A 23,644-nucleotide genomic window follows, 5' to 3' on the forward strand; every position below is an offset into this window, starting at 1 on the left:
CCGATCAGCTGTAGGGAAGAACCGTAGCGGTCTTTCCGACAATTGTTGAAATATCCACGTAAAGGTGTTGTTGTGGCGGATCTCCAGCGGACCGTGGACGAGCTCGCCGCCCGTCTCGGCCGCCCCCTGCTGCTCGAGGACCGCGTGCAACGCGTCGTGGCCTACAGCGAGCAGAACGGCGCCATGGACGACATCCGCCGCGACTCGATCCTCCGCCGCAGCACCACCCCCGAGGTGCGGCAATGGTTCCGGGCCGCCGGCGTGCACGAGGCGACCGGGCCCGTGCGCACCCCTGGCGCGCCGCACTTCGGCCTGCTGCCGCGGGTGTGCGTCCCGGTACGGCACGCGGACGCGCTGCTCGGCTTCCTGTGGTTCGTCGACGCGGAGCCGGCCATGTCCGACGCCGAGATCGCCGAGGCCCTGGCCGCCGCCCCGGCGCTCGCGCTGGCCCTGTTCCACGAGAGCCTGGCCAGCGGGCTGGCCTCCCACCGGGAGCTGGAGGCGGTCACCGGGCTGCTGGCGGGCGAGCGGGACGCGGCCAGGCAGCTCATCGAGGCGGGCGCGTTCCCACAGGCGCAGCCGGTGACCGTGCTGGTGGCCAAGCCGCGCGGGGCCGAGCCGGACGAGGCGCTCAGGCTGGGGCTGGAGCAGGGGCTGCTGGCGCTGCGGCGGCGGCTGAGCGGTCACCATCCGCTGCACCTGGTCCGCTACGACCACGCCGTGCTGCTGACCGCCGGGCCGCCGGCCTCCCCCGACGAGTTGCACGCGGCCCTGCCGGTGCCGGTGGTGGTCGGGGTGGGGCGGACCAGGCCGGCGCTGGCGGAGGCGGCGGAGTCGTACCGGGAGGCCAGGCACGCGGCGGAGGTGACCTCGCGGGTGCCCGGGCTCGGGCGCACGGCCGAGTGGGCGCGGCTCGGCGTCTACCGGATGCTCACCCAGCTGCCCGGCCAGGAGCTGCACCCGGGGCTGGAAGGGCTGCTGGCGGACGCCCAGTACCTGCCGCTGCTGGAGACCCTGGAGACCTACCTGGACCTGGCCGGGAGCGCGGTCGCCACCTCGCGGGCGCTGCGGCTGCACCGGACGTCCCTGTACTACCGGCTGCAGCGGGTGGAGGAGCTCGCCCGTACCGACCTCAAGGACGGGGGTGAGCGGCTCGCGCTGCACCTGAGCCTGAAACTCGCCCGCCTCTCCGGTCGATACTTACCGAGAGAATCACAGAATTTGTCCTCATTGAGAACCTGACAGGGCTCGCACGCCCTGGAGGGATGATCCGACGGGAGTGCCGATGCCGCCTGCGAAGCGTGCCGGTCCGGTCCTGAACAGGCGCGCGCCCATGCCCGTCGTGATTCATTCCGCCCCGCTCGTGCTGCCCGTCTGCGCCGATCCCATCCGCGACGGGGCCGTGGCGTTCAAGGGCGACCGGGTGGTCGAGGTGGGCACGCGGGCCTCGGTGACCGCGTCCTTCCCCGCCGCCGAGGAGCTGCGCTGGACCGGCATGATCGTGGCCGGGCTGGTCGACGCCCGCGCCGCCGGGTCCGTCTCCAGGCTCGCCGCCGGGCCAGGGGTGACGGCCCGGGCGGGCGTGGTCACCGAACTGGCCGAGCCGGCCGGGGTGCCCGGGATCTCGTACGTCGAGGTGACCAGCGCGAGCGAGGAGGAGTGGGAGACCCGCGGGCGGGACGCGGTGATCACGGCGATCCGCGAGGTCGACCGGCCCTGCGCGGTGGGGATCGCGGCGCACACGCCCGACCCGCAGGTGCTGGAGGACGTGGCGGTGCTGGCCAGGACGTTCGGGCTGCGGCTGCTGGTCGATCTGGACCGGCACTCCCCCGCCGCCCTGGACGAGGCCGGGGTGCTGGGGCCGCTGTGCCACGTGGCGGTCTCCCGGCCCCTGGACCCCGGGGAGCGCAAGCTGCTGCGGCTGCGCAGGACCGTGGTGGCCGTCTGCGCCTCGCCCGCCCCCGACGTGCTGGCCCTGCTCGACGAGGGCAACACCGTCGCCCTCGGTACCGGGGCCGGCGGCGGTCCGGCCGGCGGCAGCGGCGGGGTGCTCGAAGTGGCGCGGGGCATCCGGCAGCACGCCCGCGAGCTCGGGCTGCGGACCCGGGGGCTGGACGGCAGGCTGGTGGCGGCCGCGACCATGGGCGGGGCCCGGGCGCTGGGGATGGACCGGGGCAAGGGGCGCATCGGGTCGCTGGCCCCGGGGACTCGCGCCGACTTCGCCGTCTTCGACGCCCGCGGGCGCTACCCGTACACCGCGCTCCTGGCCCAGCCGCCCTGCCTCGGCACCGTCATCGGCGGCACCGTGCTCCCCGCCGCCTGAACGACCGCGTCAGCGGAACTGGGACTCCACCAGGCCCAGCAGGTCGCGGAGCTGGTCGCGCTGCTCCTCCGTCAGGACCGCGAACAGGTCCTGGCCCGCGTCCCGGCGGGCCTCGCGGGCCCGCTCGGCCATCCGGCGGCCCTCAGGGGTGATCACCACCAGCGTGGAGCGGCGGTTGGCGGGATCCACCTCGCGGCGCGCCAGCCCGGCCTCCTCCAGCGCGTCCACCACCGGCGTGAGCGAGCGCGGCACGATCCGCAGCTCGTCGGCCAGCCGCACCATCCGCAGCGGCTCCGGGGCCTCGGCGAGCGCCCGCAGGGCCCGCGCCTGCCCCGGGTTGAGCCCCAGCGGGACCAGCCGGTCCACGTACCCGCGCCGCAACCGCCGGCTGACGAGGTGCAAGAGCTCGGCGAGCTCCTTTTCTCCCATGTCGATAAGTTTAGCCGGAACAAATATGAGTTAACCTCTGTTTGAGTGGACATCTGAAAGGAGGCGCCACTTGGCGGAGGAACCACGCGCGCCCCTCGGGCGCATCATCAAGCTGTTCCGTCCCTACCGCGGCCGCCTGGCCCTGGTGGGCTCCCTCATCCTGCTGTCGTCGCTGGTGTCGCTGGCCTCGCCCTTCCTGCTGCGCGAGGTGCTGGACGTGGCGATCCCGGCCAGGGACGCCGGCCTGCTCGCGCTGCTGGCCCTGGGCATGATCGCGGTGGCGGTCACCACCAGCGTGTTCGACGTCGTGCAGACGCTGATCTCCACCACCGTGGGCCAGCGGGTGATGCACGACCTGCGCATCGCCGTTTATGGCCACCTGCAGCGCATGTCGCTGGCGTTCTTCACCCGCACGAGGACCGGCGAGGTCCAGTCGCGCATCGCCAACGACATCGGTGGCATGCAGTCGGTCGTCACCTCGACCGCCTCCTCCCTCGTCTCCAACCTCACCACCGTGATCGCCACGATCGTCGCCATGGTCGCGCTCGACTGGCGGCTGACGGTCGTCTCGCTCCTGCTCATGCCGGTGTTCGTGTGGATCAGCCGCAAGGTGGGCACCGAGCGCAAGCGCATCACCAACGAGCGCCAGCGCAAGCTGGCGAGCATCGCCTCCATGGTCCAGGAGTCGCTGTCGATCAGCGGCATCCTGCTCGGCCGCACCATGGGCCGCTCCGACGGGCTGACCGAGCGCTTCGGCCGGGCCTCCGACGAGCTGGCCGACCTCGGCGTGCGCACGAGCATGGCGGGACGCTGGCGGCAGTCGTCCATCCAGATCGTCATGGCGGCCATGCCCGCGGTGATCTACTGGGCCGTCGGCCACACGGGCGCGATCTCGGTCGGCACGCTGGTGGCCTTCACGACCCTGCAGACCAGCCTGTTCAGGCCGATGGTCTCGCTGCTGCGGCTGGGCGTCGAGGTGCAGACCTCGCTGGCGCTGTTCGGGCGGATCTTCGAGTATCTGGACCTGCCGGTGGACATCCGCCCCGGCACGCGGGAGCTGAAGGACGTGCGCGGCGAGGTCCGCTTCGAGGACGTCGACTTCTCGTACGGCGAGACCCCCACCCTCACCGGCGTGGACCTCAAGGTCCCGGCGGGCGCCAGCCTGGCGATCGTGGGCGAGACCGGCTCGGGCAAGACCACGCTCAGCTACCTGCTGCCCAGGCTCTACGACGTCACCGGCGGGCGGGTCACGATCGACGGGGTGGACGTGCGGGAGCTGACGTTCGAGACGCTGAGCGAGGCGGTCGGCGTCGTTTCGCAGGAGACGTACCTCTTCCACGCCTCGATCGCCGACAACCTGCGCTTCGCCAAGCCGTCGGCCACCGACGAGGAGCTGGAGGCGGCGGCGCGGGCCGCGCGCATCCACGACCACATCGCCTCGCTGCCCGACGGCTACGACACGCTGGTGGGCGAGCGCGGCTACCGGTTCTCCGGCGGCGAGAAGCAGCGCCTGGCCATCGCGCGCACGCTGCTGCGCGACCCGCCGGTGCTGGTCCTCGACGAGGCCACCAGCGCGCTGGACACGCAGACCGAGCGGGCCGTGCAGGAGGCGCTCGACACGCTGGCGCGGGGCCGTACGACCATCACGATCGCGCACCGGCTGTCCACGGTCCGCGACGCGGACCAGATCGTCGTGCTGGACGGCGGGAAGATCGTCGAGCGCGGCACCCACGACGAGCTGATGGCCCGCGCCGGTCACTACGCCGCGCTGGTGAGCAGGGATCACCCGCTCGAACTCGTTTAAACTTCAAACGGACGTGTCCTGCCTCACACTTTGGCCAGACCGGAATCTCCCCCCGCGAGCGCCGCGTTTGACCCCCCGGTGTATCTCGAAGGCTAGGACCCCCGTTTTGTCTCCCTCTTCCTCCACGTTCAGAGCGCTGCGGCATCACAACTACCGGCTCTGGGCAGGAGCGGACCTCATCTCCGTGACCGGCACCTGGATGCAGGTGCTGGGTGTCAACTGGCTCATCCTGACGCTGACCGGCTCGGCGACCAGCGTCGGGCTCAGCCTCGTCATGCAGGCGCTGCCGACGCTGCTGCTGGGCATGTGGGGCGGCGCGCTGGCCGACCGGCTGCCGAGCCGCCCGGTCGTGATCGCCGCGCAGCTCGCGCAGGCCGCGCTCGCGGCGGTGCTGGCGATGATCGCGGCCACCGGGGCCCAGTCCGTCCTGCCGATCTACGGGGTGGCGCTGGCCGGCGGGGTGGTCAACGCGCTGGGCGGGCCGGCGCTCGGGCGGTTCGGCGCCGAGGTGGTGCCGCCCGCCGACCTGCCGAACGCGATGGCGCTCGGCTCGATCCTCAACTCCGCGGGCCGCATCCTGGGCATGAGCCTGGCGGGCGTGCTGCTGCCGTTCTCGGGGGACGAGGGACTGTTCCTGATCAACGCCGCCAGCTTCTTCGTGGTGGTCGCGGCGGTGCTGGCCATGCGCCGGGAGGAGTTCCACCTGCTCACGCCCTCCGAGCGGCGGGGCGGCTCGGTGCGCGAGGGCCTGCGGTACGTGCTGCGCACCCCGTGGCTGCTCGTCGTGCTGGCCCTGTGGTTCGTGCTGGGCAGCGTGGGGCGCAACTACCAGGTCACCATGGCCGCCATGAGCGCCGGCCCCCTGGACGCGGGCGCCCCCGGCTACGGCCTGCTGTCCACGGTCTTCGCCGTCGGCACCGTGCTCGGCGGCTTCCTGGCGGCCGCCCGGCCCCGGCTGACGCTCCGGCTGCTGCTGATCACGGCGTTCGTGACCGGGGTGGCGCAGGCGCTGAGCGGGCTGATGCCGCAGCTGTGGACGTTCGCGGCCGTGCTGCTGCCGATCGCGGCCGGCGCGGTGGCGCTCGACACCACCGTCTCGGCCCGCGCGCAGCTCGACACCCCCGAGCCGATGCGCGGCCGGGTCATCGCGGCGCTGTCCATCGTGAGCGCGGCGGCGGGCGCGGTCGGGGGGCCGCTGCTCGGCTGGCTCAGCGACACGCTCGGGCCGCGCGCCGCGCTGGAGATCGGCGGGGTGTCGTGCGTGGCGGCCGCGCTGCTCGCCGCCGCCGGGCTGGCCCGGCTGTCCGGCCGGACGCTCAGGCAGGCGGTACGGCCGCGCCCCGCCCTGGAGAACGCCTGAGACTGAACCCCGGTCCCACGGGTAGCCGTGGTCCCATGGCAACCGACGTCATCACTCTGATCACCAAAGACCACCGGACCGTGGAATCGCTCTTCGAACGGCTCAAGACGGGTCAGGGCAACCAGAAGGCCATCGTGACGGAGCTGCACGCCCTCCTGATCGCGCACGCCCGCGCCGAGGAGGACCGGGTCTATCCGGGCATCGACGCCCACCACAGCGTCGAGGAGCACAAGGAGGCCGAGATCCTGCTCGACGCCCTCGTACGGGCCGAGCCCGGCACCCCCGAGTTCCGCATGACGCTGGAGAAACTGGTCGAGTCCGTCACTCACCACGTCGAGGAAGAAGAGAGCAGGATCCTGCCCGCGCTGGCGAAGTCGGTCGGCGACAAGGGGCTGCGGGAGCTCGGCAAGGCGTTCAAGGAGCGCAGGGCGGAGGAGCTGAAGGCGCTCAGCGTCCCCAAGCAGGCCGCGCCGGCCGGCTCCCGGGAGGGCGCCAGCAAGTCCGAGCTGTACGAACAGGCCAAGAAGGCCGACATTCCCGGACGGTCCCACATGGACAAGGAAGAGTTGGCCCAAGCCCTGAGCAAGGCCAAGTCATAGGATTTCGGGCCGCGTCCTGGGTAGGGGGCGCATATGACCGAAAAACCTCCTGACCGGTTCGGCTTCAGTGACGAACAGGCGATCGAGTTCGAGGAGTGGACCGAGGATCTCGGTTTCTACCACGAGGTCAAGGAAGACGACCCCCAGCATCGGGACACCCTCGACGAACGCCTCCGCCGCGAGGCCAGGGACCGGCTCCACGAGCCCCGGCCCAAGCACCGGCTGACCCAGCCGGACGAAGGGCTGGCGCCCGACACGGAAGGCGAGGAGATCGCCCTCGAGTGGGGCGACGACGACGGGAACGACCTGTCGGCGGAAGAGCGTGCCATCCGCATCGACCCCGACGAGAACCTCACGTGATCCGTGCCCGCGCCGCCGTCACCGCCCGCGCGGCGTCCCGGCGCGGGCGCTCAGCCCAGGCGTCCCAGCACGGGCGGCGTTCAGCCGGGGCGTCCCAGCACCGGCAGCGTTCAGCCGAGGCGTTCCAGCACCGGCAGCAGGGCGTGCAGGTCGTCGACGATCGCGTCGGCGGCCTGCGCCTGCGGGCGCTCGGCGTGCAGGTACCCCCACGGGCCGCGGCGCAGCAGCGCCGTGCGCATGCCCGCCGCGGCGGCCGGGAGCACGTCGTTGTCGAGCCGGTCGCCGACGTAGAGGATCTCACCGGGCTCCCGCCCCGCGACCGCCGCCACCTTGGCGAAGAACCCGGATTCCGGCTTGGACACCCCCCACCCCTCGGAGGTGTGCACGGAGTCGGCGGGCAGGTCCATGGCGACCAGCGCCCCGTAGGCCCGCGCCGGCTGGTTGCCCGCGATGATCACCTGGTACCCGGCCGCCCTGATGGCCGCCAGGGCGTCGCGCACGTCGGGGTAGAGGTCGTCGGCGTCGAAGTGGTTGCGCAGGCCGTCGGGCTCGTCGCGCTCCCAGGCGGCCTCCTCCGCGCCCGCGTCGAAGCCGGGACGGATGAGCTCGAAGGCGTCGAGGTGGGGCCGGTCCAGCGCCGCCATCCCGCCGAGCGCGCCCATCAGCACGAACTCGCTCACGCCCAGCCGCGCCGCCCAGCGCGTCCAGATGCGCGCCTCGCTGATCAGCGTCTCCCCGACGTCGAACACCACGGCCTTGATCATCAATCCCCCCGTTTCAACCGATCCGCACGGGCACCTAGATAAAACGCCCGACAAATCCTATAAGGGGGATTTCTTCATGCAGCCAGAGCGCGACGCCAAGCAGCGGCAGCTCGACGCCGATCGCGTCCCACTCGACGATCGCACCATGACCACGGATCAGGGCGTCCCGGTCGATCACACGGACGACTCGCTGCGGGCGGGCACCCGCGGGCCGACGCTCATGGAGGACTTCCACTTCCGCGAGAAGCTCACCCGTTTCGACCACGAACGCATCCCCGAGCGCGTGGTCCACGCCAGGGGGGCGGGCGCGTACGGGGTCTTCCAGCTCTACGAGCCGCTCGGCGACCTGACCACGGCGGCCTTCCTGAACGACACCTCGACGCCGACGCCGACGTTCGTGCGCTTCTCGACCGTCGCGGGCTCGCGCGGCTCGGCCGACACCGTGCGCGACGTACGCGGGTTCGCCACGAAGTTCTACACCCCTGAGGGCAACTTCGACCTCGTGGGCAACAACTTCCCGGTCTTCTTCATCCAGGACGGCATCAAGTTCCCCGACTTCGTGCACGCGGTCAAGCCGGAGCCGCACAACGAGATCCCGCAGGCGCAGTCGGCGCACGACACGTTCTGGGACTTCATTCAGCTCCAGCCGGAGTCGCTGCACATGGTCATGTGGCTGATGTCCGACCGGGCGATCCCGCGCAGCTTCCGGATGATGCAGGGATTCGGGGTGCACACGTTCCGGCTGGTGAACGCCTCCGGGCAGGGGACGTTCGTCAAGTGGCACTGGCGGCCGGTGCTGGGGACGTACTCGCTGGTGTGGGAGGAGGTGCTGCGCATCCAGGGCAACGACCCCGACTACAACCGCCGGGACCTGTGGGAGGCCATCGAGCGCGGCGCCTACCCCGAGTACGAGCTGTGCGTGCAGCTCGTGCCCGAGTCGCGGGAGCACGACTTCGACTTCGACCTGCTCGATCCCACGAAGATCATCCCTGAGGAGCAGGTGCCGCTGCGGCCCGTCGGCAGGATGACGCTCAACCGCAATCCGCACAACTTCTTCGCCGAGACCGAGCAGGTCGCCTTCCACACCGCCAACGTCGTGCCCGGCATCGACTTCTCCAACGACCCGCTGCTGCAGGCCCGCAACTTCTCCTACCTCGACACCCAGCTCCTGCGCCTGGGCGGGCCGAACTTCCCGCAGATCCCGATCAACCGGCCGGTGAACGAGGTGCGCAACGACCAGCGTGACGGCTTCCACCAGCACCGGATCCACGAGTCGCGCACCAGCTACGCGCCCAACTCCATCAGCGGCAACCGCCCCGCGGCCACCGACGGCTACCGGCACTACCAGGAGCGGGTGGACGGCGTGAAGATCCGTCAGCGCAGCCCCAGCTTCGAGGACCACTACAGCCAGGCCACCCTGTTCTGGAACAGCATGGCGGACTGGGAGAAGCGGCACATCGTGGCCGCGTTCCTGTTCGAGCTCGGGCACGTGGAGCGCCCCCACATCAAGGAGGCCATGGTCCGGCACCTGGGCCGGATCCACCCCGACCTGGCCGCCCCGGTGGCCCAGGGGCTCGGCCTGCCCGAGCCGCCCAGGACCGAGGTCCACGCCAACGCCTCACCCGCGCTCAGCATGACCGGCCAGCCGCAGAGCGTCGCCACCCGCAAGATCGCCATCCTCATGGCGGACGGGACGGACGCCGCCGAGGTGACCGCCCTGCGCGAGTCCCTGGAGGGCAAGGGCGCCATCTGCGAGGTGCTGGCCCCGGCGGAGGGCGCCGTGGCCGGCATCCCGGTGGACCGGCAGCTCGGCGCGGCCAGCTCGGTCCTGTACGACGCGGTGGTGGCCGCCGACGGCGCGGCCCTGGCCTCGCTGGGGCGGGCCCGGTTCTTCGTCATGGAGGCGTTCAAGCACGGCAAGGCCATCGGGGCCGTGGGGTCGGGGCGGGAGCTCCTGGAGGCCGCCCGGCTGCCCAGTGACGTGGGGGTGGTTATGGGGGACGGGATCGCGGAGAAGTTCGCGACCGCGGTGGCCAGCCACCGCTTCTACGAGCGGGACGTGAGCGCCGTCCCGGCGTGACCGGTACGCGAATCGGCCGTCCTTCGGGGCGGCCGATTTTCGTGGCATCGACCCGTCAGAGGTGGAATACTTAGCGTGCCCGTTCGAATACGAAGGGAGAGAATCCATGGTCGCCATGGTGGAAGAAGAGCTCCACACGGACGCAGTGGAAGAGGAGGAGCACACCGACGCGGTGGAGCAAGAGCACGACTCCGGCTCCGCTGACGAGGAAGGCCACGCGGATGAGGCCAAGCAGGAGCCGACCCGGGTGCGTCTCCCCCGGACGCCAAGCACCGCCCGCGAATTGTTCGATGCCCTACCCCCCCTCCCCGGCTTCCGGGTCGAGGTCATCGAAGGGAAACTGATCGTGAGTCCTATGGGCACCCCAGAACACACCTGGATGGCCGTAGACCTGAACAACGCCCTCTCTCCATTGTGCAAGGAGCGCGGATGGCGAGGAGCACCCGGCGGCCTGAACGTCTGCATCGAAGGCCCCCGAGACTCGCTCATACCCGACTACGTCCTGACGCATCCCCTCTGCCCTCGCTGGGGCCCGGGAGAGCTGTTGTCGTCCGGGGTGATGATGGTCGCCGAGATCGTCTCGCCCAGCAGCGTCCACACCGACCGCGAGGAGAAGAGGCGTCTCTACGCACTGGGCCGGGTGCCGGTCTACCTGCTGATCGATCCGATCGCCGATGAGCCGAGTGTGACCGCGTTCAGCGATATCAAAGATGGCGTCTATCAGCGAATGACCAGAGTGATCATCGGCACCCCGATCGCGCTACCCTCCCCCGTCGACTTCAAGCTCGACACCTCGATCTTCATGGCGTGAGCTTCTCCATCGCCTTGGTGATGCGCTTCTCCGAGACCGGCGTCGGCGTGCCCAAGGTCTGAGCGAAGAAGCTCACCCGGAGCTCCTCGATCATCCACCGGATCTCCACCACGTCCGGATCCCCCCTCCGCGCCGGGGGAAGCTTCTGGAGCACGTCGTGGTAGTCGTCCTCGACCTTGTGCACCTTGTCCATCCACTCCTGGTCCCGCCAGGGCTCCTCCGGGAGCTTGGTGAGGCGGCGGTCGATCGCCCGGATATAGCGCAGGATGTCGGACAAACGTCGATAACCGGTCGCCGTGACGAAACCCCGATAGACGAGCTTGCCGAGCTGGTCGCGGATGTCGTCCGTCGACGCGCTCGCCCGCATGGCGTCCAACTGACCGCCCGCCGCGTGCCAGACGCTCAGGATCTGCTCCACCTTCGACAGCACGTCGGCCGCCGTGTCGTGCAGGTGAGCCCGTACGTGCTGGTAGAGGCGGTCGAAGGCCACCGGGTCCCACGCCGCGCCCCCGGCGTCGAGCATCAGCTTGTCGACGGCCGCGTTGACCACGTCCTCGAACAGCGCCACCGCCCCGCCGTGCGGGCTGCGTGACAGCGCCAGCTTGGCCTGGTTGGACAGGCCGCCCAGCAGGGATTTGGCCGGGTTGGTGACGTTGAGGAGGAGCAGGCGGCGCACGCCGGGCCAGTGGGAGCGGCGCTGCTCGGCCGCCGTGTCGAAGATCTTGATCGAGACGGAGTCGCCCGCGTCCACCAGCGCCGGATAGCCCTTCATCCGGCCCTGCTCGAACACCTTCGGCAGCGTCCCGAAGCTCCACGTGCGCAGGCCGGTCTGCTCCAGGTCGTCGCCGGCCTGCGAGAGCGTCTCCCGCAGGCGCGGCGCGAGGCGGCGCTTCAGCGCGTCGAGGTCCTTGTCCTCGGCCACCGTGCGCCTGCGCTCGTCGATCACCCGGTACGTGATGCGCAGATGGTCGGGCACCTGGTCGAGCTGCCAGGCCTCGCGCGGCACGCGTACGCCGGTCAGGCGCAGCAGCTCGCGCTCCACGGCCGCCAGCAGCGGCTCGCCGCCCTGCTTGACCCCCGCCAGCACCTGCTTGGCGTAGTTGGGGGCGGGCACGAAGTTGCGGCGCAGGGCCTTGGGCAGGGAGCGGATCAGCGCGGTGATCAGCTCCTCGCGCAGGCCGGGGATCTGCCAGTCGAAGCCGTCGGAGCTGACCTGGTTGAGCACCTGGAGCGGCACGTGGACGGTCACGCCGTCGGCGTCCGCGCCCGGCTCGAACTGGTAGGTCAGCTTCATCCGCTGGCCGAGCTGTTTCCAGGTGTCGGGGTAGTCGCGGGCGCTGACGTCGGCGCCCTCGTTGACCAGCATGTCCGGCGAGAACGTGAGCAGGTCGGGCGTCTGCTGCCTGGCCTGCTTCCACCAGGAGTCGAAGTGGCGGGCCGAGACCACGTCGGCCGGCACCCGCTGGTCGTAGAAGTCGAACAGCGCCTCGTCGTCCACCAGGATGTCGCGGCGGCGCGCCCGGTTCTCCAGCTCCTCGACCTCGCCGAGCAGCCTGCGGTTGTCCTTGAGGAAGCGGTGGTGGGTGTCCCAGTCGCCCTCGACCAGGGCGTGCCTGATGAACAGCTCGCGCGACAGGTCGGGGTCGATGCGGCCGTAGTTGACCTTGCGGCCCACCACGAGCGGCACCCCGTACAGGGTGACCTTCTCCAGGGCGATCACCGCGCCCTGGTTCTTCTCCCAGTGCGGCTCGGAGTAGGTCCGTTTGACCAGGTGCTGGGCGAGCGGCTCGACCCAGTCGGGCTCGATCTTGGCGTTGACCCGCGCCCAGAGCCGGGAGGTCTCGACCAGTTCGGCCGACATGACCCACTGCGGCTGCTTCTTGGCCAGCGCCGAGCCGGGGAAGATGGCGAAGCGGGCGTTGCGGGCGCCGAGGTATTCCTGGATCGGCCGGCGGCCGTCCTGGCCGCGCTGCTTGTCCATGACGTCCTTGACGCCGATGTGCGACAGCAGCCCGACCAGCAGCGAGGCGTGCACGTGGTACGGCTGCGCGGGCTGGCTGTTGGGCTGGGCGCCGAGCGACTGGCGCAGCTGGCTGTAGATGTCCTGCCACTCGCGTACGCGCAGGTAGTTGAGGAACTCGGCCTTGCACAGCCGCCGGAAGGCGCTGGAGGACAGCTCCTTCTGCTTGTCGCGCAGGTAGTTCCACAGGTTGAGGTAGGCCAGGAAGTCGGACTCGGGGTCGGCGAAGCGCCGGTGCTTCTCGTCGGCCTGCTGCTGCTTGTCGGACGGGCGCTCGCGCGGGTCCTGGATGGACAGCGCCGCGGCGATCACCATCACCTCGCGCAGGCAGCCGTTCTTCTCGGCCTCCAGCACCATGCGGCCCAGGCGCGGGTCGACGGGCAGGCCGGCCAGCTTGCGGCCGACGCCGGTGAGCTTGCCGTGGGCGTCGAACGCGCCCAGCTCGTGCAGCAGGTTGACGCCGTCCTTGACCTGGCGGCGGTCCGGCGGCTCCACGAACGGGAACGCCTCGATGTCGCCCAGCCCGATCGAGGTCATCTGGAGGATGACGGAGGCCAGGTTGGTACGCAGGATCTCGGGGTCGGTGAACTCGGGCCGGTTGAGGAAGTCCTCCTCCTCGTACAGCCGGATGCAGATGCCGTCGGAGGTGCGGCCCGAGCGGCCCTTGCGCTGGTTGGCGCTGGCCTGCGAGATGGCCTCGATCGGCAGCCGCTGCACCTTGGTGCGGTGGCTGTAGCGGGAGATGCGGGCGAAACCCGGGTCGACGACGTACTTGATGCCGGGGACCGTGAGCGAGGTCTCGGCGACGTTGGTGGCCAGCACGACGCGGCGGCCGGTATGGCGCTGGAAGACGCGGTGCTGCTCGGCGGCGCTCAGGCGGGCGTAGAGCGGCAGGATCTCGGTGTTGCGGAACTCGGCCTTGCCCAGGGCGTCGGCGGCGTCGCGGATCTCCCGCTCGCCCGACAGGAACACCAGGATGTCGCCGGGCCCCTCCGAGATCAGCTCCCGGCAGGCGTCCACGATGCCCTGGGTCTGGTCGTCGTCCTCGCTGAGCGGCCGGTAACGCACCTCCACCGGGTAGGTGCGGCCGGAGACCTCGATGATCGGCGCGTCGTCGAAGTGGCGGGAGAAGCGCTCGGGGTCGATCGTGGCGCTGGTGATGACGACCTTGAGGTCGGGGCGCTGGGGCAGGAGCTGCTTGAGGTAGCCGAGAATGAAGTCGATGTTGAGGCTGCGCTCGTGGGCCTCGTCGATGATCAGGGTGTCGTACTGGTCGAGCATGCGGTCGTTCTGCAGTTCGGCCAGCAGGATGCCGTCGGTCATCAGCTTGACGAGCGTGCGGTCGCTCGCCTGGTCGGTGAAGCGGACCTTGTAGCCGACGACCTGGCCCAGCTCGGTGTCGAGCTCCTCGGCGATGCGCTCGGCGACCGTGCGGGCGGCGATGCGGCGGGGCTGGGTGTGGCCGATCAGCCCGCGTACGCCGCGGCCCAGCTCCAGGCAGATCTTGGGGATCTGGGTCGTCTTGCCGGAGCCCGTCTCGCCCGCGATGATCACCACCTGGTGGTCGCGGATGGCCTCCAGGATGTCGTCTTTCCGCTGGGAGACCGGCAGGTTTTCCGGATATTTCACCACCGGTACGGCTTCGCGACGCCGGGCCAGCCGCTGCTCGGCGCGCTCGACGTCGGCGAGGATCTCCGCGACGATCTTGTCCCGGGCGTCACGCGACCGGACCCGGCGCATGCCGTCGAGCCTGCGCCGCAGTCGCCGCTGGTCGCGCGGCATGAGCTCGGGCAGGCGGGAGTGGAGCTCGGCGAGTGGAGAGGACAAGGAAGGCGTTCCCATACTGCTTTCAGGATATTTGAGCCCCGCGTCCCCGGAGCCAACCGACCATGCTGCCCGACACCGGCCGGGCGCGCATCCCAATATCTCGCAGGCCCGCGGGCACGGGCACGGCGGGCCCGCGCCGGAGGCGAGGCACGGGCACGGCGGGCACGCGCCACAGGAGGGGCGCCTGCCGGTCAGGCCAGTTCGGCGGCCAGGCGTTCGATCGTGTCGCGGCCCTCCAGGGGATGCAGCCAGGCGACGGGCAGGACACCGGTGCCGTGGAGCGCGCCGAGCAGGTTGCCGCACACCGAGCCGGTGGAGTCGCTGTCCCCCGAGTGGTTGACCGACAGCAGCAGGGCCCGCTCCACGGAGGGCTCGGCCAGGGCGCAGTACACGCCGATCGCCAGCGCCTCCTCGGCCACCCACGCGCCGCCCAGCGACTCGACCCGCTCCGGCGAGTGCGCGCCGCCGTCACCGGCGAGCGCCACGGCGGCGCGCAGGGCCGCGCTGGTCTCCTCGTGCGCCGGGTAGGCCGCCAGCAGGTCGAGGGCGTGGTGGACGGCGGGCTCCAGAGCCTCGCCCGCCACGAGGTGGGCGGTGATCGCGGCGAACGCCCCCGCGGCCAGGTAGCCGGTCGGGTGCCCGTGGGTGATCTGCGCGCACGCCGCCGCCACCTCGAACGCCTCCCGCGGGTCGGGCCGCGCACCCACGGGACCGGAGAGCGCCACCAGGCCGAAGGGGGCCGAGCGCATCACGGTGCCGCAGCCCTTGGAGTTGGGGTTCACCGGGCCCGGCGCACCGAGCGGGGCAGGGCCGGGGAACTGCTGGTGCAGGCCCGACAGGCAGGCGTTGCCCGGGGCCCGGCGCGAGTACAGCCAGGTCTCCTCGCGCAGCCGCCCCGTGCGGTGCGGCCGGTCCGCGGGCGGCGGGGACTGGTGGTTCTGGGTGTCGAACCAGCGCAGGTACGCCTGCCGCACCGGCTCCACCACCGCGGGGTACGGGTACGCCGCCCCCTCCGGCGCTCCTTCAGCGCGGGCCTGGAGCAGCCCTTCCACTGTGAAGAGCGTCATCTGGGTGTCGTCGGTGATGAGGCCGGATTTACCGCGCCACGTCGTGACATATCCGGTAATGCCCTCTGCCCCGTGCTCCCTGCGGATCTCCCGCAACGACTGGAACTCGATCGGCGACCCGAGCGCGTCACCGATCGCGCCACCGAGGAGGCAGCCTCGTACCCGATCCCGTACGTCCATGAGGGAATCTTGTCAGGCTCCGGGCGTTCTGAGAGATTGCGGGTGATTCGGCCCACGTCCCGGAGGTCACGCGTGCCACAATTACGCCCGGCCCTCTTCGCCGTCGTCCTCGTCCTCGCGATCGCGACTCCCGCCCAGGCGGCGGCAGCACCTGCCATCACCGTCCAGAACGGCCGCACCCAGCCGGTCTTCTCCTATGCGGACGCGGTCCGCGAGCACGTGTACGTCGAGTCGAGCGTCGACAGCGACCTCGACGGCAAACTCGACAGAGTACGCGTGGACATCATCAGGCCCAAGGAGTCCGGCCCGGGGCTCAAGGTGCCGGTGATCATCGATGAGAGCCCGTACTACGACAACTCGGGCCGCGGAAACGAGGCAGAGCGCAAAATTTACGACGCCGCCGGAAATGTCGCGAAATTCCCGCTCTTCTACGACAACTACTTCGTCCCCCGCGGCTACGCCGTCCTCAACGTCGACATGCTCGGCACCACCCGATCGGACGGCTGCCCGGACATCGGCGGCAAGGCGGACGTCCTGGGCGGCAAGGCCGTCATCGACTGGCTGAACGGCCGCGCCAGGGCGTTCCGGGCGGACGGCACCCCGGCCGTGGCCGACTGGACGACGGGCAAGGCCGCCATGATCGGCAAGTCGTACGACGGCACCCTGGCCAACGCCGTCGCCGCCACCGGCGTCGAGGGCCTGAAGACCATCGTGCCCATCTCGGCCATCAGCTCCTGGTACAAGTACCAGCGCTCCAACGGCGTCATCTACAACCACGACTACGCCTCCTGGCTGGCCAACTACGTCGACACCGACCCCGAGGCCAAGTGCCAGGCCGTGCGCGACAAGATGGACGCCGAGGACGGCGACGACACGGGCGACTTCAACCCGTTCTGGGCCGAGCGTGACTACATCAAGGGCCTGCTCGGCGACGCCTCCAAGGTCAGGGCCAGCGTGTTCGTCGTCCACACGGTCAACGACCTCAACGTCAAGCCTGACAACTTCTCGGCCTGGTGGAAGGCCCTGGCCGACCGGAACGTGCCGCGCAAGATCTGGGTCGGCCAGACCCAGCACGTGGACCCGTTCGACTTCGAGGGCCGGCGCGCGCTCTGGGTGGACACCCTGCACCGGTGGTTCGACCACTGGCTGCACGGCGTACGCAACGGGATCATGAACGAGCCCCGCGCCGACGTCGAGATCGGCCCGGCCCGCTGGATCACCCAGCGCGACTGGCCGGCGCCGTTCGCGCTCAAGGCATCCCTGCGCCCCGCGCCCGACGGCTCGCTCGGCCTCAAGCCCGCCGCCAGGAACAGCACCGCCTCCTTCACCGACGTCGCCATGACCGAGAGCGACATGGTGGCCGACGTGGGGACGGCGAACCCGGGACGGGTCGCGTTCACCACGGGCGCTCTCCCGCTCGACCTGCGCCTGTCCGGCACGCCCACCGCGGACCTGCGGGTCAAGCTGGACAAGCCCACCTCCAACCTGACCGCCCTGCTCGTCGACTTCGGCGACGGCACCCGCGTCGACTGGCGCCGCGGCCAGGGCATCACCACGCTCACCGAGGAGGACTGCCACGGCGAGAGCACCGCGGCCGACGACGCCTGCTACCGGAAGGTCGTCACGAACGTGGCCACCCGCCCGCTGGAGATCGTCGCCCGCGGCTGGATCGACGTCCAGAACCGCGACTCGCTCAGCCAGGCCGCGCCGCTGCCGCCCGGCACGTACGGGACGGTCAAGTGGCTGACGCTGCCGCAGGACTACACCTTCAGGAAGGGTCACCGGATCGGCCTCGTGGTGGCCGGCACCGACTCCACCTACAGCGACGAGACCGCCACCGGCGCGACCGTGACGCTCGACCTGGCCAGGTCGAGCGTCGTCGTCCCGTTCGTCCTGGGCACGCCGCTGGCGGACGTGCCGAGGGACACGACCACGTTCCGCGGTCCCGACCGGGTCGAGCTGCCCGAGCCGGAGCCAGGGTTCTCGTTCTTCTAAGGAGGCTTCCGAGAGGGTGAGGGGCCCCGCAGGCCCCTCACCCGCAGGAGGGGACGCCGCGCCGGTAGTCGAGCGTCCGTTTGCCCGTGTGCCGGACCGTCCAGGCGACGCTCATGGTCAGGGTGCCGCGCCCGGCGGTGGTGCCGCCGGTGGTCTTACCGTCACCGGTCGCCTTGCCCACCCACTGGACGGTGATCCTCCCCCGCTCCACGCTCGGCCGCCCAGAGCAGTCGGCCCGCGAGAGCGGCGCGGTCACCTTGAAGGTGTTTCCGGACACGGTGATGCCGTCGCTGCCCTTGGCGGAGACGATGTCGCAGCGTCCGTCGCATGACAGCGCGAACGTTCCGGCGCGCCCCGAGCCCAGCCACGCCGTCGCCGGCGACAGCCTGGCCACCGGGGGCGCGGGCTTGGGCAGCTCGGCCTTCCTGGCCATGCTCGTCAGCCCGGCTCCGGCGGCCATCGGGCCCACCCCGGCCACCCAGCGCGACGGCTCGTCCAGCAGGCCGCCCGTCTCTCCCGAGGCCCTGGTGAGCGTCGGAGGGTGCTGGCGGGCGTTCGCGACGGCCCAGACCAGCCCCGCCACCAGCAGGCCCACGCCCACGATCAGCCCGAGCCTGGCCACGGCCCTGATCGGCGGCCCCGCCTCGGGGTCGTCGTCGTCCAGCCGGTCCCGCCAGAACTCCTGGACCTGCCCGTCCCGCAGCTCGGCCAGATCGCCGCCCAGGGAGATCCCGCCGTACCGGATGATGGCGCCCTCGCTGTGGGAGCCGTTGCCCGAGCCCTTGACGGCGGTGCTGAAGACGAGCTTGTCCCCGTACGCGCCGCCGCGGAAGGCCCGCGTACGGCTCGGCGGCGTGAACGGGTGCCGCCCGCGCACAGCGGGCGCCACCGGGGGCGCCACCGGGGGCTCCTGGTCGGCGGCAGCCGCGCCCGCCGCCGACCAGGGCTTTCCCGAGGTCGCCGTCGTGGGGTCGGCGACCGGGACCTGCGGCGTGGCGTCGGCGACCGGAGGAGCCGGGGAAGGACCGGTCTCCACCAGTGTGCGTGCCTGCACGGGAAAGCCGTCCGCCCGCCAGAGAGGGCCCTCGCCGGGCAGCGGCTGCGCCAACGCCAGCCGGTTGGGAAGTGTGCCGGGCAGTGTGGTGATCGGCAGGCGGCGCAGCAGCGCCGCCGCCGACATGGTCCTGGGCGCGGCCCGGCAGGTCGCGCAGGACTGGATGTGACGGCCGATCCTGGCCCTGGCCCGCCGGCCGGGCGCCGCGACCCACGCCGACACGCGTGCCGTCAGGTCGGGGCATCCGTCGCGTCCCCGGGCGGCGATGATCGCGGCGAACCACTCCTCCAGGGACTCGGCCGCCCTGGTGACGATGGTCCGCACCTCGTCCTGGCGCAGCTCGAAGATCACGGCGATCTCCGGGTCGGCCAGGCCGTGCCGCATGGACAGGTCGAGCAGCTCCCGCTGCGGGCGCTCCAGGGAGAGCAGCGCCTCGGGCAGCAGCTCCGACATCCGGCCCGGCCGCGACCACGAGCCGATGCTCGCGGGCTTGGCGACGAACGCCCGGTGCGCGCGGGCCACCGCGTACAACCAGGGCCGCCGCAGGGCCGGATCGACCACGCGATCCGCGTACAGGTGCGCCGTCAGCGCCGCGCCGGCCACCGCCTGCTCGGCGTCGCCCGCGGCGAGCTCCGTGCGGCAGTAGTCGTAGAGGCGGGCTCCGTGCTTGTCGCACAGGTCGCGAATGGCCTGGCGAGCGTCGTCAGACAGGGTTCGCCACATCCGGCGTCACACCTCCTCCAGTCGGTACGCGGAACGGGGGGTCGTCACCTCTTCCCTGGCACGGTGTCCAGTAATGAGGCCTGTGCCAGGTAGGCGCGGGTCGCGTCAGGGTCCCCGGCGATGGCGCGCAGCCCGGCCATGGCGGCCGCCAGCCTGGCGCTGTCGCGTTCCCGCACGCCCGCGAGCCGGGTCTCGCGAGGCGGGATCACCCGCTGCAGCAGCACCGAGCGCCGCCGCCAGGCCCACGCCTCCAGCGCCGCCGGCGGGGCGAAGCCGCCGATCACGGCCGCGATCACCTGGCCCACCTCCGCCGCGTCGTGGATGCCGGCGTTCATGTTGAGCCCGCCGACCGTGGAGGTCAGATGCGCGGCGTCGCCCACGAACAGCACCCGGCCGCACCGGTACGACGTCAGCACGCCCCTGGACAGCCCGAACCGGTCGGCGCCCGTCACGTGGATCGGCCCGCTCGCCCCCGGCAGGGCCCGGCGGACCAGCAGGGACAGGTTCGGCGGCGACAACGGCTCGTGCGTGTCGCAGGGGATCTTGAAGATGATCCGCCAGTGGTCCGGCAGCCCGAGCAGCGTGCACGACTGCTGCACGTCGCGCACGTACGTCAGCGGCGCCAGGCTCGGCAGCAGCCGGTCCAGCGGCGAGTCGGTGAACACCCGCAGCGCCTGCGTCGGGTAGGTGGACCTGGGGAACGGCAGGCCCAGCGAGCCCCTGACCGTGCTGTGCGCGCCGTCGGCGGCGATCATGTACCGGGCCCGCGTCCAGGTGTGGCCGACGCGGACCCGGATCCCTGTGCCGCCTTCGGCCACGCCGTCCACGTGGGTGCCGAACCGCACGTCCACGTCCGGGTAGACGCTGAGGGCGGCCAGCAGCAGCGGGGTGAGCGCGGCCTGGTCGGCGTGGATCCTGAACGGGTGCCTGGTCAGGCCGTTGAGCCGGTTCATGCCCATCTCGGCCAGCACGATGCCGGACCGGTCGCGCCACTGCACCCGGTCGACGACGCGGCCCTTGGCCACGAGCTGGGAGGCCACGCCCAGGTCGTCGAGGAGGTCGAGCGTGGCCGGGTGGAACGTGCAGGCCCTGGTCTGCTTGCTGAGCTCGCTCTCGCGCTCCAGCACGGTGACCGGGATCCCGGCCTTGGCCAGCGAGAGCGCCGCGGTCAGCCCCGCGGGTCCCGCTCCCACCACGATGACGCCGTTCATGCCGCGCCTCCCATGTACCGCCGGTGCGGCACGCGGCCGAGCGTCACCTGCTGCCCGATGGTCTGGGACAGGGCCCACCAGGCCGTGCAGAGGTTGGAGGTCAGCAGGATCCGGTCGTTGCCGGCGCTGAGGGGGCCGAGCACGGGCAGGGTGGCCATGCCGGTGCCGGTGAACAGCAGCACCGCGTCCGCCGGCAGCTCGGCCAGTTCGACCTGGCTGATCAGCTCGGAGGGGGTGACCGCGTACGAGGAGTAGCCGTTCTTCGCGCGTACCTGGACGACCTGGGTGACGTTCAGGCCGGCCGTCTTCCAGAACCGCTCGGCCAGCTCGGTCAGCCACGGCTGGTACGGGGAGACCAGCACGATGTCGCTCACCTCGGCGTGTTCCATCGCCTCGCGCGTGGCCTGCGTGGCCGAGGCGAAGGGCACCCCGGTCGCGGCCGTCAGCTCGGCGCACTGGTCGCGGTCCTCATCGGGACCGAGGAGGTAGCGGGGCTCGCTGCAGGCCATGACCATCGCGCTCAGCGGCAGGGCGTCGAAGGCGTAGACCATGGAGGGCAGGGCCTCGTTGTAGCTTTCCAGCCGTTCGGCCAGGGACTGGCCGGGCCGTACCGGGAATCGCGTGACGTGCATGTCGGCGCGCGACCCGAGCAGGCGGGTGAGCTCCGGCTCCGCCGAAGGGTTGGCGGGCGCCACGATCACTCCCACCCTGCCGCGGCTCACTGAATGCTCCGGGCGAGGACGGTGCGCATATGGGTTCTCCTCCTGTGCGGGAAGGTGTGGGTGTCAGACAACCGGGTGGCGTAACGCGTGGTCGATCTCGGTGATCGGCCGCACGGGCACCGGGCGGATGCGGCGCAGCCGGTGCACGGTGCGCGGCGCTTCCACCGGCGCGTCGCCCTGGTCCTCGCCCCAGGACGGCGGCGGCGCGTGGCGCGCTCCGCGTGCGTGGACCTCGTGCGGCTGTGACCGGCGCTGTTCATCCGTGAGCATGATCGCTCCTGTTCATCGCGGGTTGACGACCTCGCGGTCGTAGGTGGCGAAGCGGGCCGGAACCTCGCTCCGTACTGGGTTGGCGTGGCCACGCGGCTCGGCGAGGAGCCGGCGGAACATCGCCGGCCCCTCTTCCGCCGCGCGTTGAGATCGAGGTTCGGTCTCATGGCCCGACGCCCCGGCGACCCGCACCAGCGCCGTGGCGGCGAGCAGAACGGCGGCCGGGAGAACGGCCACCAGGACGGAGACGAGCCCGGAATCGGGCCCCTCCGACAACGGCCGGTCGATCAGCACTGTGGCGCCCATCGCGCCGATCACCCCACCCAGCAGCGCCCACGTGCCGATGGTGCCGATCGCGGAGGCGTGCTGACCGGGTCCGGCGCTCGCGATGGTCCCCGCCAGAAGGCCGACCGCGAGCGCGCCGAATCCGGCGCCCATCAGCACCGCGCCGAGCAGGCTCCACCCGTCGGAAGACGAGTGGGCGAGCAGCGGCGCGCAACCTCCGCCCAGAGCGAAGCCTCCGCCGTAGACGACTCCGCCGGTCCCGACGCGGCGGACGGCCAGGACGGCCGCCGGAGTCACCGCGATCGTGGCCGACAGGAGCCCGGCCGTCTCCACAAAAGGCGGTCCCATGGCGAGCGCGGCGAAAGAGGCCGCGCCGGACAGGCAGAACGCGCCCGCCGCCGTCGGGAGTCCGCTACGTCGCCGCAGCCGCAGGTCGATCGCGTGCGCACGGCGCCACCACGAGGTCACGTACGATCCCGCGTACGACCTCGTGATCGGCTCCGCGGCCGCGGCCGCACGGCCCGGCGAACGCCGATAAAGCCGGCCCCAGGCGCTACCCCTCGTGTCGGCCAGCACGCCAGCCGCTAACGCGCTGGTCGACAGCACCGCGCCGACTAAGTCGGGCACGTGCCGCGCGATGCCGGAGGGATGGGGAAGCGCCGGGGCCAGCGGCACAAGCGCCACCGTCAGTCCCAGGCGGGGAAGTCGGCCGTGTTCGGCCGGCGGCCACCCGCCGTCTGACAGCAGCGCCAGCATTCCCGCTCCTGCGCACGCGCACCAGAACGCGACGCCCCAGGGCCGGTGGCCGGTGGGCGGCGCGCCGGGCGGCAGCGCGTACGCGGCGGGGAACCTCATGGTGACGCCGAGGTGGTGACCCGGCCGCCTCCTGACCCGGTGCCGTGGCCACGCCACGGCTGCCGGGACCGGTGCGGCCCGGTGCGCGGGGATGGGCGTCGGCGTCATCGCGCCGTCCCCGCTCTGGTGGTGGCCACGTTGGGCACGCTGACGCAGACCATGCGCTCGGTCAGCCCCACCCCCGGAGAGGAGTCCGGCGTGGCGGAGCACGATGCCGACGAACGGGCGCGCGACCTGGCCGGCACCGCACCACCGGCGACCGTGCGCGCGACCTTCGAGGCGAGCGCGAGATGTTCGCAGCAGCGGCAGCCGACCTTGGCTTCGAGCCCCGCCACCTGGGCGAGCCTGAGCCGCAGCGGCTCCAGCGACGACCGGCGTTCCAGGCCGTCGAGGTCCTCCAGCCGGGCGGGCCAGCGCAGCGCGTCGCGGCAGCGGGTCTCCACCTCGGCCGGGAGCTCCGCCACGGGGAACCCCTCGTGGCGCAGCCGCGTGGCGATCATGACGGCCATGAAGGCCGTCTTGTCGAAGTCGGCCAGCCGTCCCTTCAGGGCCGCACTCAGCATCCTGGCCCGGTGGCTCAGGCAGACCGCACTCCACCCGAGCAACAGCAGCCGATCAGGTCCCGTCTCCGTGTGCCAGCCGGCCAGCCGCAGCTCGCGGGCCATCCGGTGGTAGAAACGCCAACGGTGAGAAGGGCTTTCCAGCCAGACCTGGAGGCCGCCGAGAGGCAGGCTCGCGACCTGGACGCCGGCTCCCACTGCCGGCCCGGCCACGCGCGAGCAGATCCGCTGCACCACTCGCTCCTGCCCCGTGGAGGACAGATCTTCGAGGTGCGATGAATCCATGGTCACGTCCGGCCACCTCCTCCCCGACTGTTAAGCCACAGTTACCATGCCCTCCGATAG

The 23,644-nt window shown here is 71.6% G+C and carries 19 protein-coding genes; 9 read left to right on the top strand and 10 right to left on the bottom strand.

The window, feature by feature from the left end; translation table 11 throughout:
* The first annotated feature begins 72 nt into the window (after window positions 1-72).
* Window positions 73-1,242, top strand: coding sequence for a PucR family transcriptional regulator (locus HD596_RS58435; RefSeq protein ID WP_185077913.1), 1,170 nt, complete (start codon window positions 73-75; stop codon window positions 1,240-1,242).
* Window positions 1,243-1,333: 91 nt separating this feature from the next.
* The gene (locus tag HD596_RS58440) at window positions 1,334-2,323 is read left to right on the top strand and encodes an amidohydrolase family protein (RefSeq protein ID WP_185077914.1); all 990 of its coding nucleotides are present in this window, start codon (window positions 1,334-1,336) and stop codon (window positions 2,321-2,323) included.
* Window positions 2,324-2,332: 9 nt separating this feature from the next.
* Here HD596_RS58440 and HD596_RS58445 read toward each other — a convergent pair whose 3' ends face one another.
* Entirely contained in the window at window positions 2,333-2,752 is a 420-nt protein-coding gene (locus tag HD596_RS58445) for a MarR family winged helix-turn-helix transcriptional regulator (protein ID WP_185077915.1), read from the bottom strand.
* Window positions 2,753-2,822: 70 nt separating this feature from the next.
* Here HD596_RS58445 and HD596_RS58450 point away from each other — a divergent pair, with 70 nt between their 5' ends.
* From HD596_RS58450 to HD596_RS58465, 4 genes are all read left to right on the top strand, one after another.
* On the top strand, window positions 2,823-4,556 hold the full coding sequence (locus tag HD596_RS58450; protein WP_246555523.1) for an ABC transporter ATP-binding protein: 1,734 nt from the start codon (window positions 2,823-2,825) through the stop codon (window positions 4,554-4,556).
* Window positions 4,557-4,662: 106 nt separating this feature from the next.
* Window positions 4,663-5,916, top strand: a complete 1,254-nt coding sequence (locus HD596_RS58455) for an MFS transporter (protein WP_185077916.1) — start codon at window positions 4,663-4,665, stop codon at window positions 5,914-5,916.
* A 35-nt stretch (window positions 5,917-5,951) separates the two neighbouring features.
* Window positions 5,952-6,515 (top strand): hemerythrin domain-containing protein, encoded by a 564-nt coding sequence (locus tag HD596_RS58460; RefSeq protein WP_185077917.1) that lies wholly within the window; start codon window positions 5,952-5,954, stop codon window positions 6,513-6,515.
* Between the two features lie 33 nt (window positions 6,516-6,548).
* Window positions 6,549-6,875: a DUF5709 domain-containing protein gene (locus HD596_RS58465; RefSeq protein WP_185077918.1), complete on the top strand. Its 327-nt coding sequence runs from the start codon at window positions 6,549-6,551 to the stop codon at window positions 6,873-6,875.
* 110 nt (window positions 6,876-6,985) lie between these two features.
* Here HD596_RS58465 and HD596_RS58470 read toward each other — a convergent pair whose 3' ends face one another.
* Entirely contained in the window at window positions 6,986-7,639 is a 654-nt protein-coding gene (locus HD596_RS58470; RefSeq protein WP_185077919.1) for an HAD family hydrolase, read from the bottom strand.
* A 76-nt stretch (window positions 7,640-7,715) separates the two neighbouring features.
* On the opposite strand from HD596_RS58470, the gene HD596_RS58475 reads away from it, so the two are divergent.
* Window positions 7,716-9,719 (top strand): catalase, encoded by a 2,004-nt coding sequence (locus HD596_RS58475; protein WP_185077920.1) that lies wholly within the window; start codon window positions 7,716-7,718, stop codon window positions 9,717-9,719.
* Between the two features lie 106 nt (window positions 9,720-9,825).
* Window positions 9,826-10,530, top strand: coding sequence for a Uma2 family endonuclease (locus tag HD596_RS58480; protein WP_246555524.1), 705 nt, complete (start codon window positions 9,826-9,828; stop codon window positions 10,528-10,530).
* On the opposite strand, the gene hrpA is transcribed toward HD596_RS58480, so the two are convergent.
* Both hrpA and HD596_RS58490 read right to left on the bottom strand, forming a co-directional pair.
* Window positions 10,520-14,392, bottom strand: a complete 3,873-nt coding sequence (gene hrpA / locus HD596_RS58485; protein ID WP_185077921.1) for an ATP-dependent RNA helicase HrpA — start codon at window positions 14,390-14,392, stop codon at window positions 10,520-10,522. The genes HD596_RS58480 and hrpA overlap by 11 nt on opposite strands.
* Window positions 14,393-14,568: 176 nt before the next feature.
* A complete protein-coding gene (locus HD596_RS58490; RefSeq protein WP_185077922.1) occupies window positions 14,569-15,624 on the bottom strand; it encodes an ADP-ribosylglycohydrolase family protein in 1,056 nt (351 codons plus the stop codon).
* Between the two features lie 72 nt (window positions 15,625-15,696).
* Here HD596_RS58490 and HD596_RS58495 point away from each other — a divergent pair, with 72 nt between their 5' ends.
* On the top strand, window positions 15,697-17,619 hold the full coding sequence (locus HD596_RS58495) for a Xaa-Pro dipeptidyl-peptidase (protein ID WP_185077923.1): 1,923 nt from the start codon (window positions 15,697-15,699) through the stop codon (window positions 17,617-17,619).
* A 37-nt stretch (window positions 17,620-17,656) separates the two neighbouring features.
* On the opposite strand, the gene HD596_RS58500 is transcribed toward HD596_RS58495, so the two are convergent.
* From HD596_RS58500 to HD596_RS58525, 6 genes are all read right to left on the bottom strand, one after another.
* Entirely contained in the window at window positions 17,657-19,396 is a 1,740-nt protein-coding gene (locus tag HD596_RS58500; RefSeq protein WP_185077924.1) for an RNA polymerase sigma factor, read from the bottom strand.
* 44 nt (window positions 19,397-19,440) lie between these two features.
* Entirely contained in the window at window positions 19,441-20,607 is a 1,167-nt protein-coding gene (locus tag HD596_RS58505) for an FAD-dependent oxidoreductase (protein ID WP_185077925.1), read from the bottom strand.
* A complete protein-coding gene (locus tag HD596_RS58510) occupies window positions 20,604-21,329 on the bottom strand; it encodes a maleate cis-trans isomerase family protein (protein ID WP_185077926.1) in 726 nt (241 codons plus the stop codon). Before HD596_RS58510 ends, HD596_RS58505 begins: the two co-directional genes overlap by 4 nt.
* A 63-nt stretch (window positions 21,330-21,392) precedes the next feature.
* Window positions 21,393-21,599: a hypothetical protein gene (locus tag HD596_RS58515; protein WP_185077927.1), complete on the bottom strand. Its 207-nt coding sequence runs from the start codon at window positions 21,597-21,599 to the stop codon at window positions 21,393-21,395.
* A 12-nt stretch (window positions 21,600-21,611) separates the two neighbouring features.
* The gene (locus HD596_RS58520; protein WP_185077928.1) at window positions 21,612-22,847 is read right to left on the bottom strand and encodes a hypothetical protein; all 1,236 of its coding nucleotides are present in this window, start codon (window positions 22,845-22,847) and stop codon (window positions 21,612-21,614) included.
* Window positions 22,844-23,590, bottom strand: a complete 747-nt coding sequence (locus tag HD596_RS58525; RefSeq protein WP_185077929.1) for a hypothetical protein — start codon at window positions 23,588-23,590, stop codon at window positions 22,844-22,846. The genes HD596_RS58520 and HD596_RS58525 overlap by 4 nt, the downstream gene beginning before the upstream one ends.
* Between the last annotated feature and the right edge of the window lie 54 nt (window positions 23,591-23,644).

It is taken from the genome of Nonomuraea jabiensis, from assembly GCF_014204795.1.
GTDB lineage: Bacteria > Actinomycetota > Actinomycetes > Streptosporangiales > Streptosporangiaceae > Nonomuraea > Nonomuraea jabiensis.